The following is a 15,731-nucleotide window of genomic DNA, read 5'->3' on the forward strand; positions in this document are numbered from 1 at the left end:
ACTCGTATCGGCGTGTCATTGGCCGCTGCGTTGATCCTGGCGTGGCTGACGATCCATATCACGGGGATTTTCTTCTGGCACTGGAGCTGGGCGAGTGTTCCGGTTGCGATAGCGATGGTCGCCGTCCAGACATGGCTCAGCACCGGGCTTTTCATCGTCGCGCACGATGCGATGCATGGCGCGCTTGCGCCGACGCGTCCGCGGCTGAACCGGGTGATCGGGGCAACCGCGCTTTCGCTCTACGCCTGCCTGTCCTACGCTGCGTTGCTGCCGCAACATCACTTGCACCACAAGGAGACGGGAACCGCCGGAGACCCCGATTTCCACCGGGGCGATGCGAGCCTTGGCGGCTGGTTCCTGCAGTTCTTCCGGTCCTATTATTCACACGCGCAGATTGCGCGGATCACGCTCGTCGCGCTCGTCTACACGCTCGTGCTGGGGGCACCGCTCGGAAACATCGTCATCTTCTGGGCGCTGCCGGCGCTCGGGGCGGTGGGTCAATTGTTCGTCTTCGGCACGTGGCTTCCGCACCGGGACCGCGCCGAACCCTTTGCCGATGCGCACCACGCCCATAGCATCGACATCGGCCCGGTTCTGTCGTTGCTGACCTGTTTTCATTTCGGTGGCTATCATCACGAGCACCACGTGTCGCCGGGAACACCCTGGTGGGGGCTACCAGCACGACGTCACACGCTCGCACAGCGAGCAAATGATCGATCATCGCCGCAGGCCTACCGATAGGACCCCAACGCCGCGCTCCAGCAACTTTGCGGGGCGGGCGCGGCTCTTAAGGTCCTTGCGTCGCTATGCGACGTCAAATTCGTGTCGTCTTGCGATCTCAAGGTGCATCGCGCCAGAGGCAGGGCAATCGTGTTGCATCGCGCACGATCGGCCCCGCATTGGTGAATGCAAGCGCATGCGGGCTGGCGGCCGAGACCTCGGGCCAGAGTGCCGAGCCGGTTGCGCTCGGATTACCGGTCCGGACGAACTGCACCCAATAGGATTGCAGCGGCGGCGCGCCACGCTCGAGCCCGGTCGCGGGGGTGCCGAACACGCTGCGCAGTTCGCTTCCGTGCGTTACGGGTGCTGCGTCCGGTGCCGTATAATCATAGACGTAGTGCCAGACCGATCCGCCGTGCCCGGCCACGGCTGCGGCGGTGACGCGTGTCGGGCAGCGGAAGGTCAGGTCCGTGGCGATCTGGTCGGTAGTGCTGCCGAGCCGGGGGTCCGACACGGGCATCCGTCCCGGACCCAACCCGTAATAGGCCAGCGCCGCGCCGGCGTGGCTGCCGAAGGCCTGCGTCACGATCCCGGGGGCGGCGGACAGGTCACCGTGCAACGGCAACTCGCGTGCGTTGGTCCCGATGATCAGCGGGACGGGGTTGGCGCGTCCGCGCGCGAGCAGATGCGCGGGCGTATCGGGTAGCACGCGTCCATCGACCACGGCCTGCAGCCAGATGAAGCTGTTGTCCTCGAGCCCAGGCGCCACGATCGCCTCCTGCGCCGCGAGGACGCGATCGACCGGAAGCGCACGGAGCTGCGCGGTGGTGGCGTCGGGGGAGAGACCCGCCGCCCGAGCGAAAAGCGCGCCCACCGCCTCATTCTGCGCCAGGCTGCGCGGCGGCACGCCGAACCCCGCCGTCCCGCTTTCCTGGATCGCCGCGTGAAACAGCCCGTGCGCCAGCGGGGACAGCTGCTGCAGCGCGACGTCCTGTGCGCCGGCGGATTCGCCCGCGATCGTCACCCGCCGCGGATCTCCCCCGAACCGCGCGATGTTCCGTTGCACCCAGCGAAGGGCGAGTTGCTGGTCCATCAGCGCGTAATTGCCCGAATGCCCACCGTCCTCGGCGCTCAGCGCGGCGTGGCTGAGGAACCCGAGCGCCCCCAGCCGATATTGGATGCTGACCAGCACGATCCCGCGCTCGGTGATCCGGCTTTCGACGGTGCCACCGCCGGCCCCGCCGCGATTGCCGCCACCGTGGATCCAGACCAGCACCGGCAGCTTAGCGGTGGGCGTCAGGCGCGGGGTGCGGACGTCGACGAACAGGCAATCTTCCGATCCGCCCCGCGCGGCGGCGCGGTTCCACGTGCCATAGTCGGATTGCGGACAGCCCGCATGGTCCGCGACCGTCGCTATGGGCGTGGTCCAGCGTCGGGGCCGGACCGGTGCCCGCCAGCGCAGCGCCCCCGTCGGCGGGGCACCATAGCGGATACCCCGGAACACCGCCCCGCCGCCCGCGATCGCCGCACCGCGGACCGGACCGTCATCCGTCGTGACGATCGGTCCGGCGGCCGCCAGCGCGAGCGCCAGCAGAACGCTCACCGCAGCAGGCCGGCGGGGGCAGGGCGCGCCAGCGCGTCGCGGATCGCGACTTCGGCGACGGGGGCCATCGCGGCATAGCCGCGTTCATTGGGGTGGACGCCGTCGACGGTGAATGCCGCGCGCTGCGCCGACCCGTCGTGGAGCGCGGTCCAGTAATCGGCATAGGTCGCACCGATCCGTGCGGCATAGCCCTTTAGCCAGAGGTTCATCCGCGCGATCTTGGACGACACTTCCAGTCCGGGACGCCATGGAAAATTGGCGGCGGGCGGGATCGACGCGAGGATCACGCGGATCCCGTTCGCGCGCGCGAGGTCGCACATCATCATGATGTTGGCCTGTGTCTGCTCCAGCGTCATCGGCCCCGTGTTGCTGGCGATGTCGTTGGTGCCACCCATGATCTGCACCACGGCAGGGTGCAGGTCGATCACGTCCTGCCGGAAGCGCAGCACCATCTGCGGCGTGGTCTGTCCGCCGATCCCGCGATCGATCCGGTCGGGGCCGAAGAACCCGGGAACCTTGTCGAACCACCCCTGCGTGATGGAATCGCCGATGAAAACGACGCGCTTGCGGGTGTCGGACGGCGGAATCGCGGCATTCGCCTGCTGGTAGCGGCCGAGCCACGCCCAGTCCTGATGCAGCCGCTGCTCGGCGTCCTGCGCCGGGGTGGCCTTGTCGGCCGCCGGGGTCTGCGCCTGGCTTGCGCTGGCCATTGGCAACAAAACGGACAGCAGTAGCATCGCACGGCGCATCAGCGGGACTCCATCATCCGGGCGTGCATCGCATCGAGTGCGACGCCCTTGGTTTCGGGGAAGAACAGCAGCACGACGACGCATTGCACCGCCATCGCAACCGCAAAGATCACGAACGGCGCGCCCGCCGACCAGGCGACGAGCACCGGAAACACCCCGGCGATCGCGGCGTTCATCAACCAGTGCGTGCTCGCGCCGAGGCCACTGCCGCGCGCGCGCACCGCGCTCGGGAAGATCTCGGACAGATAGACCCAGATGACCGCGCCCTGGCTGGTCGCGAAAAAGGCGATGAAGCCGACCAGCGCGGGCAGCAGCGCAGCGTTGCCGATCCGCCCGAACAGTACCAGCGCGGCGACCGACAGGCACACCGTCATCCCCGCCGCGCCGGCGGCGAGCAACGTCCGCCGCCCGACCCGGTCGATCAGCGCCATGCCGACCAGCGTGAACAGCAGGTTGGCGGCACCGATCAGGATCGCCTGCCGATCGGGCGACAGGCTTCCGGCCTTGGCGAAGATGTCGTTGAGGTAATAGAGGACCGCATTGATCCCGGCGAGCTGGTTGAACATCGCGGTCGCGACCGCGAGCAGGATCGGCTTGCGATGCTTGCGCCACGACAGGGCCTCGCCAGGTTCGTCCTGCCGAAGCGCCGTCTCGACCGAGGTGATCTCGGCGGACGCCTCCGCCGCGGTCAGGCCGATCCGGGCCATCGCGGTGCGAGCGTCGTCGAGGCGTCCCGATAGGATCAGCCAGCGCGGGCTGTCCGGAATACGCGCGAGCAGGACCAGGAACAGGATCGCTGGCGCCGCGGTGACGCCGAGCTTCCAGCGCCATGCCGCCTCGCCGACCAACGACCCGACGACCGCGTTGCTGAGATAGGCTACCAGGATTCCCGTGACGATCGCAAGCTGGAACAGCCCGACCAGCATGCCGCGCCGGGCAGGGGGCGCGATCTCGGCGATGTAGACGGGCGCGAGGACCGAGGATCCCCCGATCGCGAGCCCGCAGGCAAACCGGAAGGCGAGGAACGCGGTCCAGTCGGTGACCAACGCGCAGCCGATGCCTGCGATGACATAGAGGATGCCGAGCAGCGCGAGCACGCGGCGGCTGCCGTAGCGATCCCCCGGCTTGCCGGTGAACAGCGCCCCGACCAGCGTCCCCCACAGCGCGGCGGAGACGGTGACCCCCAGCGTTTCCGGGGTAAGCCGGTAGATCCGCGTGAGATCGCCGGTGACACCCGCGATGACCGCGGTGTCGAACCCGAACAACAGCCCGGCGAGCGCGGCGGTGCCGATGCTCGCCGCGAGGACGCCGCGCCCGCTCACCGCAGCGCCGTGCTCGACGCGGCGACGTTCCAGCCGCGCAGCGTGACGCTCGGGGTCGCGGCCTTGCCGGTCGGGTAGCGAATCTCGACGGAGCGGGTTTCACCCGGCAGCAACGACACGTAATTGTCGGTGAAGTAGGCGGGCAGGACCTGGCTGCCGTCCGCATTCAGCACCGTCAGCTTGGTCTCTATCGCTGGGGTCTGGCTCGGGTTGGTCAGCGTGACCGTCGCGACGGTTTCGGCACCGTCGACCCGGCTGCTCGCGGTGGACTGGAGCGTGACCGAGGCGAGCGTGTTGAGCGCCTGGAACTGTGCGTCGTTGGCGGCCTGCCAATAGAGGTTGGTCGACAGGACCTTGCCGCCAGCGTCGCGCGCTTCCAGCCGGACCAGCGCGACCCCCTTCGCCAGTATCGGCGCGAGGTCGAGCGTGAACGCCGCGTTGGCGGTTTCGCCGGTCGCGGTCAGCGTGGTGCGCTTCTCGGCGAGTACGCGGTTGTCGAGGGCGACGACCTTCGCCGCCACGGTCACACCGCGCAGGTCGCCGACCCGGTTGTTGACCAGCACGACCTTGTAATCGGGCAGGTTCATCTGGACGTGGACCGGCTCCGACGCCTTCTTGACGCCGTAGAAGGACGCCTGCGTGTCATAGTCGGAAGAGAACATCTGCCACGCCGAGGACGGCCAGGCGGGCTGGGTCATCCACAGCATCCGCCCGCTGTTCTGCGTCCACAGGCCGGCGTTCATCCCCTCGAAGATCGCGCGGTACGACTCATACTGCATCATCTGCGCCTTGCGCTCGAAATCCTCGAGGCTGGTGCCGGGGCCGAAACGCGTGGCGAGTGCATTCATGTAGCTCGTCACCGCGCCGTTCCCGGTCTGATGCCAGTCGTGATACGCCCAGCTGTCGCTGATCGGCCAGCGGTCCGCTGCCGGAATCGCGCGCTTCCACGCTTCCAGCGTCGGCAGCGACGGCGTGCCGCTCTCGACCGAAAAGCCCTTGGCATGCTCGGTGAAATATTCGACCGGCGGGCGCCAGTTGTACGGCCCGCTGTTCTGCAGGTTCACGCGGTTGGACGACCCCATGTAGATCCGCGTGCCGTCCTCCTGGTGGATCAGCGCCTGCAGCCCTTCGTTGAGGATCGGCTGCGGCACGCCCTCGTTGCGGCCGAACCACACGACGATCGAGGGGTGGTTGCGGTAGCGCTTCACCACGTCGGTCGCGTTCTTGAGGAACAGCGCGGGGTCCTGCGCCTCGATGTTGTAATCCTGCGTCGATTCCCAGAAATCGTTGAGGATCATCAAACCGTATTCGTCGGCCAGATCGTAGAACGTATCCTCGGTATTCTGCCCGACCCAGTTGCGGATGATGTTCATATGGGCGTCCTGGTGGAGCCGGAAGAACGGCTCCAGCCGCGCGCGATCGACCCGCTTCATGAAGTCGTCCATGCCGATGTTGCCACCACGCGCCGCGATCCGCACGCCGTTGACGCGGATCACGAGATACGGCGTCAACCCGTCCTCATCCTTGATCTGGCGCACCGCGGGCGAGGTTTCCGCGCCCGGGACCAGCGAGGCGGCCCAGCCGTCCTTGACCTTGTGGATCCCGGTATGGCTGCCATCGACGATCTGCTGGCCGAGCACGCGTGCCTTGCTCAGGTCGATCCCGACGCGTTCGAGCGTGCCCTTCTGGTCCATCAGCGACATGTCGTAGGTGACCTGCCGCATCCCGAAGCGCAGCCGCCGCGTGTCGCTCGGCTGGCCCGCGACGGTGCTCGTCAGCGTCAGGTCGTGCAGCGCGGGGGCACCATAGCCGTTGGGCCACCACAGCTTGGGGTTGCGGACCGACAGTTGCCTGAACTCGGACGGACGCAACACGACGTCGCTGCTCTCTCCGGGTGCGAGCGTTACCGATTTTTCGACCGTGACATCGTCGAACGCGGCGCGCACAACGGTCGTGACCGGCTGGGAAGATGCGTTCGAGACGGGCACGGTGATCTCGACATCGGCAACGCTGTTGTCCGCGCGCGGCAGTGTCGTGACGACGTGTGGATCCCCCAGCGTCGCGACGCCGGTCGCAGCCAGCGTCACGCCGCGCCACAGCCCGGTGTTGCGGTCGCGGATGGTCGGGATCCAGTCCCAGCCCTCGGCCGCGCCGAAGGTCGGGCCGTCGAGCATCATCATCCCGCCATTCTCGCCGACGCCGGCGGTCAGCGATTCCTCCTGCGCGATGCCGGGATGCGGGGCGGGCGAGACCTTGACCGCGATCGCGTTGCGACCGGGGAGCAGCTTGCCCGTCACGTCGAACTGGCCGCGGATGAACGCGCCCTTCATCGTACCGATCACCTGGCCATTGAGCCACACCTCGGCGGCATAGTTGACGCCGTTGAAGGTCAGTTGCTGGCGCTTGCCTGCAGCGTCGGTGGGGACGTCGAATTCGGTGCGATACCAATAGTCCTGCCGCGCCAGCTGCTCGGGAATGGCGAGGTTGTTGAGGCCATGCGCGGGATCGGGATAGACGCCGCGATCGACCAGCGTCGTCAGCACGGTGCCGGGGACGGTCGCGGCATACCAGCCGCGCGTGTCGAACCCGGCACGGCTGAGCGTCGCGCCCGGCGCGCTGACTTTCGGCGCTTCGGCGAGGCGCCAGCCGTTGACGTCCCATTGCCCGGGACCGGTCGCGACGATCGCCGCGGTCGTCGGCTCGGGCTTGGCGACCGGGGCGTCGAACGGCATCTTCGATTTCGGAAGCGTCGCGGCATCCTGCGGCGCGGTCTGGCCATACATCTGGCGGACCTGCACCGGCCAGCTCGGGCTGCCCTGCTGGAAGGCGATCAGCGCCGGGTCAGGCCGACGCGTCGCCGCGGCCTTCAGCGTCTGCGCGTCGCTTGCGCCGGCGACCAACCTGAAGTCCGCCACGCGACCGGCGAAGACCGGATCACCCGAGCGGGGCGCGAGAGTTGCGACCGGAGATACGGGCGCGGCGGTCATCTTGCGTTGTGCGACCGGCTTGCCGTCGACGAACAATCGCGCGGTGGTCCCGTCGAAGCTGGCCGCGAGGTGATGCCACCCGACGGGCGTCAGTCGCGCCGGCGCGGTGAGCGTTCCGCCCTCGGTGACGAGGCTAGGGCGTCCGGCGTCGAGCGCCAGGAAGCGGCGTGGCCCTGTAGCGGGATCGCCGAAGCCGCCAACCAATGCGCGCCCGGCGGGAAGCGCGGTGGGCGCGACCCATGCGGACAGCGTCCAGGTCGGCGCAGCGATCGTCGTGACGTCGGTGCCACCGATCCGGCTGGTGACGGCGTCGCCACCTGCGGGCAGGTCGGCGCTGATCGGCCCGTAGGTTTGCGCGCGTGCGGTTGCCGCGGTTGCCAGCAACGCAACGAGTATCGCGCCTGCGTGTGTCTTGCCCATCGATCGCCTCCCAACAGTGCCGATCCCGTCGGCTTGATGGACCAAAAGCACAGAGGCGGCTGAATGCCAAATCAATTTTGTTTAATTGCGACACGTAAGCGTGACCTCAGCCACCGCATTGCGTCATCGGCACCGGGGCGGAATCGATCTTCACGTCCGAGAGCGACAGGGCCAGAGCACCGTCGGTGGCGAGCACGAAGGGCGCGCTGACGTGCGCCATGTCAACCCCGCGCGCCGCGAAACATTGCAGCGGGACGATCACCTGCTGCCACACCCCCGGCTTCGCCGCCGCAAGCATGCCGCCGATCGGGACGGTGACGGCCTTGCCGTCGTTGCTGACCATCCCGAGCCGGGCGGTGGCGCTGGAGGCGCGGTCGACGCGGACGTCGACGACGAGGCTCAGTTCGCCATTGCTCTCGCGCGTCAGGTCGATCGGACGGTCGGTCTCGATCCGCGCCTCGGCCGGGCCGCCCGTCCAGACGAACGCGCGCGCATCCTCCTGCCGCCGCCGGTCGACCGCGGAGGCGGTCAGCCGCCTGGTGGCGGTCGTCGCCGTCACGCCCAGCAGCCGGACCTTCGACTGGCCGGGCTCGACCAGCGCCAGCGACCAGCCCTCGGGAACGCGCCCCTTGCCGAACACCGTGCCGCTGAAGGCCGAAGCAAGACCCGCCGGGCGCGCCTCGTCGAGGGTCGCGACGGTGCCAGGCCGTGCGTAGCTCAGGCCGTAGCCGAGCGCGAACAGCGGGTCGTAGCCGGGGTCCGAGCGATTGAGGACATATTGATCGGGGCGTTTGGGCCAGGAAAAGCTGAGCTTGCCGCGGAAATCGCTGCCGATGCTGCCGTCCTTCTTGCGGAACAGCACATCGGCAATGCCACCGCCCTCGCTGCCCGGCAGGAATGCCGCGACGAACGCGTCCGAGGCATTGAGTTCGGCATTCACCCACAGCGGGCGGCCCGACAGGAACACCGCGACCACGGGCACGCCCGCCGCCTTCAGCTTGCGCAGCAGCGCGAGGTCGGACTTGTCGTCGGTGCTGTAATCGAGCGTCGGGCGGTCCCCCTTGAACTCGGCATAGGGTTGCTCGCCGAACACGACGATCGCGGCGTCAGGCTTGCTCGCGAAGCTGCCGTCGACCGACAAGGTCGCGGTCCCGCCCGCGGCCTTGACCGCGGCGTCGATCCCCGACCAGATCGATTGCGCATTTGGGAAATTGGCGTTGGTCGTCCCGCCGCCCTGCCACGTCAGCGACCAGCCACCGGCCTGCTGCGGGATATTGTCCGCGCCGCCGCCGGCAACGAGGATGTTGGCAGACGGCTTGAGCGGCAGCACGCCGCCCGCATTCTTGAGCAGCACGAGCGACTCGCGCACCGCACGCCGGGCGATCGCGCGATGCTCGGCCGCCCCGATCAGCGCCATCTTGCCCGCGAGCGCCCGCGACGAGGGGCGTCCACGGTCGAACGTGCCCGCGCGGATCTTGACGCGAAGGATGCGGCGCACGGCATCGTCGAGCCGTGCGGCGGGAATTTCACCCGACTGCGCCTGTTTGAGCGTGTTCGCGTACAGCACCTTCCACGCGCTGCCCGAATACATGAACATGTCGAGCCCGGCGTTGATCGCGGCAGCGCAGCTCTCATTGGAACAGCCGTCGACCTGGCCGTGACCGTTCCAGTCCCCGACGACGAAGCCGTCGAAGTGGAGCCGGTCCTTCAGCACCCCCGTCAACAGGCTCTTGTTGCCGTGCATCTTCGCGCCGTTCCAGCTCGAGAAGCTCGCCATCACCGATTGCGTCCCCGCCTCGATCGCGGCGGGATAGCCACCGAGGTGGATGTCGCGCAGGACCGTCTCGGGGATGCGCGCATCGCCCTGGTCGCGACCGCCGGTGCCGCCGTCGCCGAGGAAGTGCTTCGTCGTCGCGATCACATGGTCGGGCGCGAGGAAATCCCGGGTGCCGACCTTGCCCTGCACGCCCTCGATCACCGCACCGGCATAATCGGCGGGAATCGTCGGTTCTTCGGAATAGCTTTCATAGGTCCGCCCCCAGCGATCGTCGCGCACCACCGCGAGCGTGGGGGCGAACGTCCAGTCGATCCCGGCGGCGGCGGTCTCGATCGCGGTGACGTGGCCGATCTCGCGCATCAGGTCGCGATCATGCGCCGCGCCGAGCCCGATATTGTGCGGGAAAAGCGTCGCGCCGGGGATGTTGTTGTTGCCATGCACCGCGTCGGTGCCCCAGATCACCGGGATGACCGGGCGGCCGTCGGTGCGCGCGACCGAGGCGTCGTAGAAGGCGTCCGCCAGCTTGAGCCACTCGACCGGCGGGGCGAGATCGTCGCCGTTGGGTCCGGCATTCCCGCCGTTGAGGATCGATCCGAGCTTGTAGGTGCGCAGGTCCGCGGGCCTAATGCTTGCGATGTCGACCTGGATCAGCTGGCCGACCTTGTCCTCGAGCGTCATCCGCCGGAGGATCGCCTCGATCCGCGCCTCGACCTTGGCATCCCGCAACGGCCGGGCATTGGCGGTTGGCCAGATTTCCGGATGCGCGACCGCGGATAGCGGCGCTGGCGCCACGGGTGCTGGCGACGTCGCGGGAACGGCAGCAAGCGGCGCGACTGCCGCCTGAACCAGCAATGCGACCTTGATCGAAGACAAACCGGCAGCCATCAAACTCTCCCCAGGCTGGTCGAACACGACCGCACTTCTGCGTTATGTCCACCGTTGCGACACGACATAACGAAAATCAATTGGCGAATGCGGTGGAATCAGCCGTACGACACCCTCGTGTATCGACGAGCACTGACAATTGTCGCGAAACTAGGATTTTCCCAGCGTCACAATCGCTTTCCGCCAATCCGGCCTCCGTGCCGAACGATCTGGTCGCAGACCAGGGACGTGTCACCAAAATCCCACGCAATTTTATAAAACCACAAATTGCATTATTTAATCGTTGACGCACATCGACACATGGTGGAATTGTTCGGGTCTCGGAGACGACGGTAAGTCGCGAACGCGGTCAGGGGAGGGGGAGCAGGCACGGCCTGTGCCGCAGTTTTCTCCATACCCGTGGATCGCCGCCAAGCCGCGGTCCGCCGAATCAGGGTTGGAGAGGATTGGGAATGATTTTGAAATTTGGGCATAAGGCGTCCTTGCTGATCGCCGTTTCCGGGTCGGCATTGCTGACCGGCACCGCGGCGTACGCGCAGCAGAGTGGAACCACGCAGGGCGTTCTCGCGAACGCGCCGACCGCGCAGGCGGCATCGCCCTCGGCCGCGGCGGCCGACCAGGCCGGCACGGCCAACGATCCCGTCGCAGTCGCGGCGCCCGCCGACGACAATACGCCACCCGCCGACATCGTCGTCACCGGCATTCGCGGCGCACAGCAGCGCGCGGTCAACCTCAAGCGCTCGGCCGGGTCCGTTACCGACTCGATCTCGGCCGAGGACATCGGCAAGCTCCCCGACGTCACGATCTCGGATTCGCTCCAGCGCATCCCGGGCGTCCAGATCCGCCGCGACGCGGGCGAGGGCGCGGCGATCAACATCCGCGGCCTGCCGCAGGTGACGACGCTGCTCAACGGCGAGGCGTATCTCGGCGCGCAGTCGATCACGACGATCCAGCCGAACTTCAACGACATCCCCTCGCAGCTGTTCGCAGGCGCGGACGTCATCAAGTCGAGCACCGCCGACCTGCTCAACGCGGGCATTACCGGCACGGTCAACCTCCGCACCCGCCGTCCGATGGACCTCAAGCGCGGCTTCACCGTCGCTGCCGCGGCCGAAGGGTCGTATGGCGACAAGGCGAAGGAGCTCGACAAGAGCTTCAACGGGCTCGTCGCTTATCATGGCGAGCGGTTCGGCGTGCTCGTGTCCGGGGCCTATTCCAACCTGCACCTGTCGAACTCGCACAACGGGATCCAGGAGGGCTACGGCGTCGGGCTGCACAACGAGCAGTTCAACACCGCCGCCAATCCGACCGGCGACGTCGACACGTCGAACGGCTTCTCGCCCGCCGGCCGTCCGCGCGGCACGGTCGTCGGCAGCGGTCGCGACGTGAACGGCAACGGCACCGCGAACGACATCTTCCTGACCCCGCAGGCCTTCACCGCGTGGAACAAGATCAACCAGCGCGAGCGCATCGGTCTCAACGCGTCGGCGCAATGGGAGATCAGCGATCAGCTGACGCTCGTCGCGGACGCGTTCTTCACGCAGCAGAACGAGCACGATCGCACCGCCGGCATCCAGATGCAGAACGTCAACTGGCAGGCGGGCGAAGCCCTCCCGACGGGGTCGCGCAACACCGGTGCGCAGATCACCCAGACCAGCAACGGCATCTCGCGCGCATACGATCTCTATTCGACGCAAGTGTATGATTATGCGCTCGGAAACTTCGATTCCTATTCGCAGAACGATCACTACAAGTCGCAGTCGCAGAACTACAATGCCGAGTTGAAGTACGACAATGGCAGCGGCTTCAAGGCCAGCCTGCGCGGCATCTACGGCAAGGCCTATTCGGATTACGACCAGAGCTACCTGCAGTTTAGCGTCAGCAACGGCGCGAGTGGCAGCCGGGCGGGATCGGGCGCTATCCGACCGGGAACGTCGCGTTCAACCCGGGCGGCTATGTCGTCAACACCATCGCAGGGACGGCATCGCTCCCCGCGCAGGTCAACTTCTCCGGCAGCCAGCCGGTGTTCACGCTGCCGTCGCAGCTGACCACGCTGCTCGGCAACATCAACAACTACTCGATGAAGACGACCTCGTCGGAAGGCAATTACCGCCGCAACGGCGACCTCAAGCTGATCCGTGGCGACGTGTCGTATGAGGCCAATGATGCGGTCAGCTTCAGCGCGGGTGGGCGGTACAGCGAGCGGTCGGTCAACGACTTCGAGTTCGATCGCGCCGCGCCCCTCTACGCGGGGCAGGCGTCGCGCGCTGGCGGGTGCCTGGTTAAGTGGAAGGCGTTCGACGTTCCGCTCAGCGACCCGAGCTGCTCGGCCGGGCCGGTCGGCGGTGCTTACACTGCGGGGCAGGTCCGCAACGCAAGCAACGCGATCTTCAACAACCAGGTCAAGCAGTACAACCTTCCGGGTGCCGGCCTTCCGGGGATCTACGTGCTCAACCCGGGTGCGATGGACAATGCACTCGCGTTCCAGAACAGCTTCTACCCGGGCAATGTCGAGGTGCAGAATCCCGGCGCCTCGTTCAACGTCGGCGTGAAGCAGATCTCGGGCTATGTGCAGATGAACGTGAAGGGTGATGTCTTCGGCATCCCCGTGTCGGGCAATGCCGGCATGAAGATCATCAACACCAAGCTCGACATCATCCAGTTCGTCACCGGGTCGCCACAACCCTACGGTCTGGCCAACCTCAGCAACGGCATCGTCGAGACGAAGCGCAACTTCACCGATTACCTGCCGGCCTTCAACCTTGCGTTCGACCTGCAGCGCAATCTGAAGCTGCGCGTCGCGTTCAGCCAGACGATGACGCTGCTCGATCTCAACCAGTGGGGCGGGGGGCTCAACCCGAACTACGCGATCGACACGACCAACGCGGGCTCGCCCGTTTTCCGCGTGACCGGCGGCAGCTCGAACGGCAACCCACAGCTCGATCCGTGGCGCGCCACCAACGTCGAGGGCTCGCTTGAATATTACATCGGGCGGAGCAGCCTGCTGAGCTTCGGCGCCTTCTACATCGACGTCGCCAGCTTCATCCAGTCGGGGACGGTCACGCGCAGCGATCTGCCCGACAATGACGGTGTCGTGCGTGGGCGCACGGTGTTCATCACCACGCCGGTGCAGGGCCAGGGCGGGACGCTCAAGGGCGTCGAAGCTGGCTGGAAACAGTCGTTCAGCGATCTCGGCTTCATGCCGCGGCTGCTGACCAACTTCGGCATCGACGCGAACATCACCTATTCGCCGTCGGACTCGGGCCAGACCGATCTGGCGGGCGCGTCGATCCCGTTCCAGGACAATTCGAAGATCCAGACCAACCTCGCGGGCTTCTACCAGGACGGGCATTTCCAGGCGCGCGTTGCCTGGAACTATCGTTCGAAGCGCGCGGTGCAGTCGGACTTCAGCGGCATCAAGGGTCTGGAGCTGTATCAGTCGCCGACCAACTACATCGATGCGTCGCTCAGCTACGACGTCAATTCGCACATCACCTTCTATGCGCAGGGCTCGAACCTCGGCGGCGAATATGAGAAATACTACCTGACCTTCCCCGACCAGAAGGCCTACAACAACATCTACGAGCGCCGCTTCACCGGTGGCGTGCGCGTCAAGTTCTGATGCGCCCGGGGGCGGTCTGACCGTCCCGGCGTCCGTCCGCTCCTTTTGGGGCGGGCGGACGCCGAACCTTTGGGCAACGCGGTGGCGCGCACCGCGCTTGGGGAAGATCGGATGACCGGACAGACGGAGCGGCTCCACGGCGAACGGGCGATCCGTTCGATCGTCATCGCGGGCGGCGGAACCGCCGGCTGGATGGCCGCGGCGATGCTCGCGCGCAGGCTCGATAAGCAGCCGGTGCAGATCACGGTGATCGAATCGAGCACGATCGGCACCGTCGGCGTCGGCGAGGCGACCGTTCCCGGCATCCGCGACTTCTTCCGCGAGCTCGGCGTGACCGAACGCGAGGTGATGGCGGCGACCAAGGGCACGGCGAAGCTCGGGATCGAATTCGTCGACTGGAAGCGACCGGGGCACAGCTTCTTCCACCCGTTCGGGCTGTACGGGATGCGGTCGCGCGGCGTCGCGTTTCACCACTATTGGCAGAAACTGCGCAGTGCGGGTGATCCGGTCGAACTCGCCGATTACTGCCTCGCGACTGTCATGGCGAAGCGCAATCTGTTCATGCTGCCGACCGACCGGCCGGTCCACGACCTGTTGTTCTTCGACTGGGCGGTGCATTTCGATGCCGGCCTGTTCGCCCAGTTTCTCGCGGCCCGTGCGGTGGCGGGCGGGGTTCGCCGGGTCGACGCGACCATCACCAACGTGCGGATCAATGGCGAGACCGGGTTGGTCGACGGGGTCGATACCGCGTGCGGCAAGGCGATCGACGGCGATCTGTTCATCGATTGCACCGGGTTCCGCTCGCTGCTGCTCGGTGCGGCGCTCGGGAGCGGCTATGAGGACTGGAGCAACCTGCTGCCGTGCGACCGCGCGGTGGCCATCCCGTGCGAGCGGGCGGGGCCGCTCACCCCGTTCACACGCAGCACCGCGTTTGCGCAAGGGTGGCAATGGCGGATCCCGCTCCAGCACCGCGTCGGCAACGGACTGGTCTATGCGAGCCGCCATCTGTCCGACGACGCGGCGATCGACACGCTCCGATCGCGGCTAGAGGGCGCGCCGCTGGCGGAGCCAAACCTGATCCGTTTCCGCACCGGGCACCGGCGCGATTTCTGGCGGGGCAATTGCATCGGGCTCGGGCTCGCGGCGGGGTTCATGGAACCGCTGGAGTCCACCAGCATCACGCTCATTCAGACCGGAATCGAAAAATTGCTCGCGCTGTTTCCCGACCGCGATTTCGATCCGGCGCTGGCAAGCGAATACAACCGTTCGACCACGCTCGAATACGAACGGATCCGCGATTTCCTGCTGCTCCATTATTGGGCGAACGACCGGCGCGGCGAGCCGATGTGGGATCAATGCCGCGATACCGCCTTGCCCGACCCGCTCGCGCACAAGCTGCGGCTGTTCCGCGCGAACGGCAGCCTCGTCCGGTACGAATGGGAATCGTTTCACGATCCAAGCTGGTTGTCGATGTATGCGGGCTTCGACATCGCGGCGCGGTCGCACGATCGGGCAGCCGATTATTTCTCGGTCCCGGATCTGCAATCCGCGCTGGCGCGGATGCGCGAGTCGATCGGCAAGGCGGTCGCGCTGGCGGAGCCGCATGATGCGTTCCTGCGGACTTATGGTGTAGGGTGACAGTAGTC

9 protein-coding genes are annotated in these 15,731 nt (G+C 66.9%); 4 read left to right on the forward strand and 5 right to left on the reverse strand.

Annotated features, from left to right (window positions below; genetic code table 11):
• The first annotated feature begins 12 nt into the window (after nt 1-12).
• Complete coding sequence (locus tag RI03_RS09320; protein WP_238542335.1) at nt 13-741, forward strand: fatty acid desaturase; 729 nt, start codon at nt 13-15, stop codon at nt 739-741.
• A gap of 97 nt (nt 742-838) precedes the next feature.
• On the opposite strand, the gene RI03_RS09325 is transcribed toward RI03_RS09320, so the two are convergent.
• The 5 genes from RI03_RS09325 to RI03_RS09345 form a co-directional block, all read right to left on the reverse strand.
• On the reverse strand, nt 839-2,323 hold the full coding sequence (locus tag RI03_RS09325; RefSeq protein WP_010216878.1) for a carboxylesterase/lipase family protein: 1,485 nt from the start codon (nt 2,321-2,323) through the stop codon (nt 839-841).
• The gene (locus RI03_RS09330; RefSeq protein ID WP_010216879.1) at nt 2,320-3,072 is read right to left on the reverse strand and encodes a GDSL-type esterase/lipase family protein; all 753 of its coding nucleotides are present in this window, start codon (nt 3,070-3,072) and stop codon (nt 2,320-2,322) included. Before RI03_RS09330 ends, RI03_RS09325 begins: the two co-directional genes overlap by 4 nt.
• Complete coding sequence (locus RI03_RS09335; RefSeq protein ID WP_010216880.1) at nt 3,072-4,394, reverse strand: sugar porter family MFS transporter; 1,323 nt, start codon at nt 4,392-4,394, stop codon at nt 3,072-3,074. Before RI03_RS09335 ends, RI03_RS09330 begins: the two co-directional genes overlap by 1 nt.
• Complete coding sequence (locus RI03_RS09340) at nt 4,391-7,801, reverse strand: glycoside hydrolase family 2 (protein WP_010216881.1); 3,411 nt, start codon at nt 7,799-7,801, stop codon at nt 4,391-4,393. Before RI03_RS09340 ends, RI03_RS09335 begins: the two co-directional genes overlap by 4 nt.
• 106 nt (nt 7,802-7,907) lie before the next feature.
• Entirely contained in the window at nt 7,908-10,463 is a 2,556-nt protein-coding gene (locus tag RI03_RS09345; RefSeq protein WP_010216883.1) for a glycoside hydrolase family 3 protein, read from the reverse strand.
• 452 nt (nt 10,464-10,915) lie between these two features.
• Here RI03_RS09345 and RI03_RS24625 point away from each other — a divergent pair, with 452 nt between their 5' ends.
• The 3 genes from RI03_RS24625 (at nt 10,916) to RI03_RS09355 (ending at nt 15,723) form a co-directional block, all read left to right on the forward strand.
• Nucleotides 10,916-12,511 (forward strand): TonB-dependent receptor plug domain-containing protein, encoded by a 1,596-nt coding sequence (locus RI03_RS24625; RefSeq protein WP_010216885.1) that lies wholly within the window; start codon nt 10,916-10,918, stop codon nt 12,509-12,511.
• Nucleotides 12,487-14,085 carry a TonB-dependent receptor domain-containing protein gene (locus tag RI03_RS24630; RefSeq protein WP_010216888.1) on the forward strand — a complete coding sequence of 533 codons (1,599 nt, stop codon included), beginning with the start codon at nt 12,487-12,489 and terminating at the stop codon, nt 14,083-14,085. The genes RI03_RS24625 and RI03_RS24630 overlap by 25 nt, the downstream gene beginning before the upstream one ends.
• A 111-nt stretch (nt 14,086-14,196) precedes the next feature.
• The gene (locus RI03_RS09355; RefSeq protein WP_170318367.1) at nt 14,197-15,723 is read left to right on the forward strand and encodes a tryptophan halogenase family protein; all 1,527 of its coding nucleotides are present in this window, start codon (nt 14,197-14,199) and stop codon (nt 15,721-15,723) included.
• Nucleotides 15,724-15,731: the final 8 nt, after the last annotated feature.

Origin of the sequence: Sphingomonas sp. PAMC 26621 (assembly GCF_000251145.1) — a bacterium.
In the GTDB taxonomy this organism is placed as follows: Bacteria; Pseudomonadota; Alphaproteobacteria; order Sphingomonadales; family Sphingomonadaceae; genus Sphingomonas.

Bases quoted from the DNA above. Each gene is read 5' to 3' on its own strand.
- RI03_RS09330 (WP_010216879.1), bottom strand. From the start codon at position 3,072: ATGCGCCGTGCGATGCTACTGCTGTCCGTTTTGTTGCCAATGGCCAGC.
- RI03_RS09340 (WP_010216881.1), bottom strand. From the start codon at position 7,801: ATGGGCAAGACACACGCAGGCGCGATACTCGTTGCGTTGCTGGCAACC.
- RI03_RS09355 (WP_170318367.1), top strand. From the start codon at position 14,197: ATGACCGGACAGACGGAGCGGCTCCACGGCGAACGGGCGATCCGTTCG.
- RI03_RS24625 (WP_010216885.1), top strand. From the start codon at position 10,916: ATGATTTTGAAATTTGGGCATAAGGCGTCCTTGCTGATCGCCGTTTCC.
- RI03_RS09345 (WP_010216883.1), bottom strand. From the start codon at position 10,463: ATGGCTGCCGGTTTGTCTTCGATCAAGGTCGCATTGCTGGTTCAGGCG.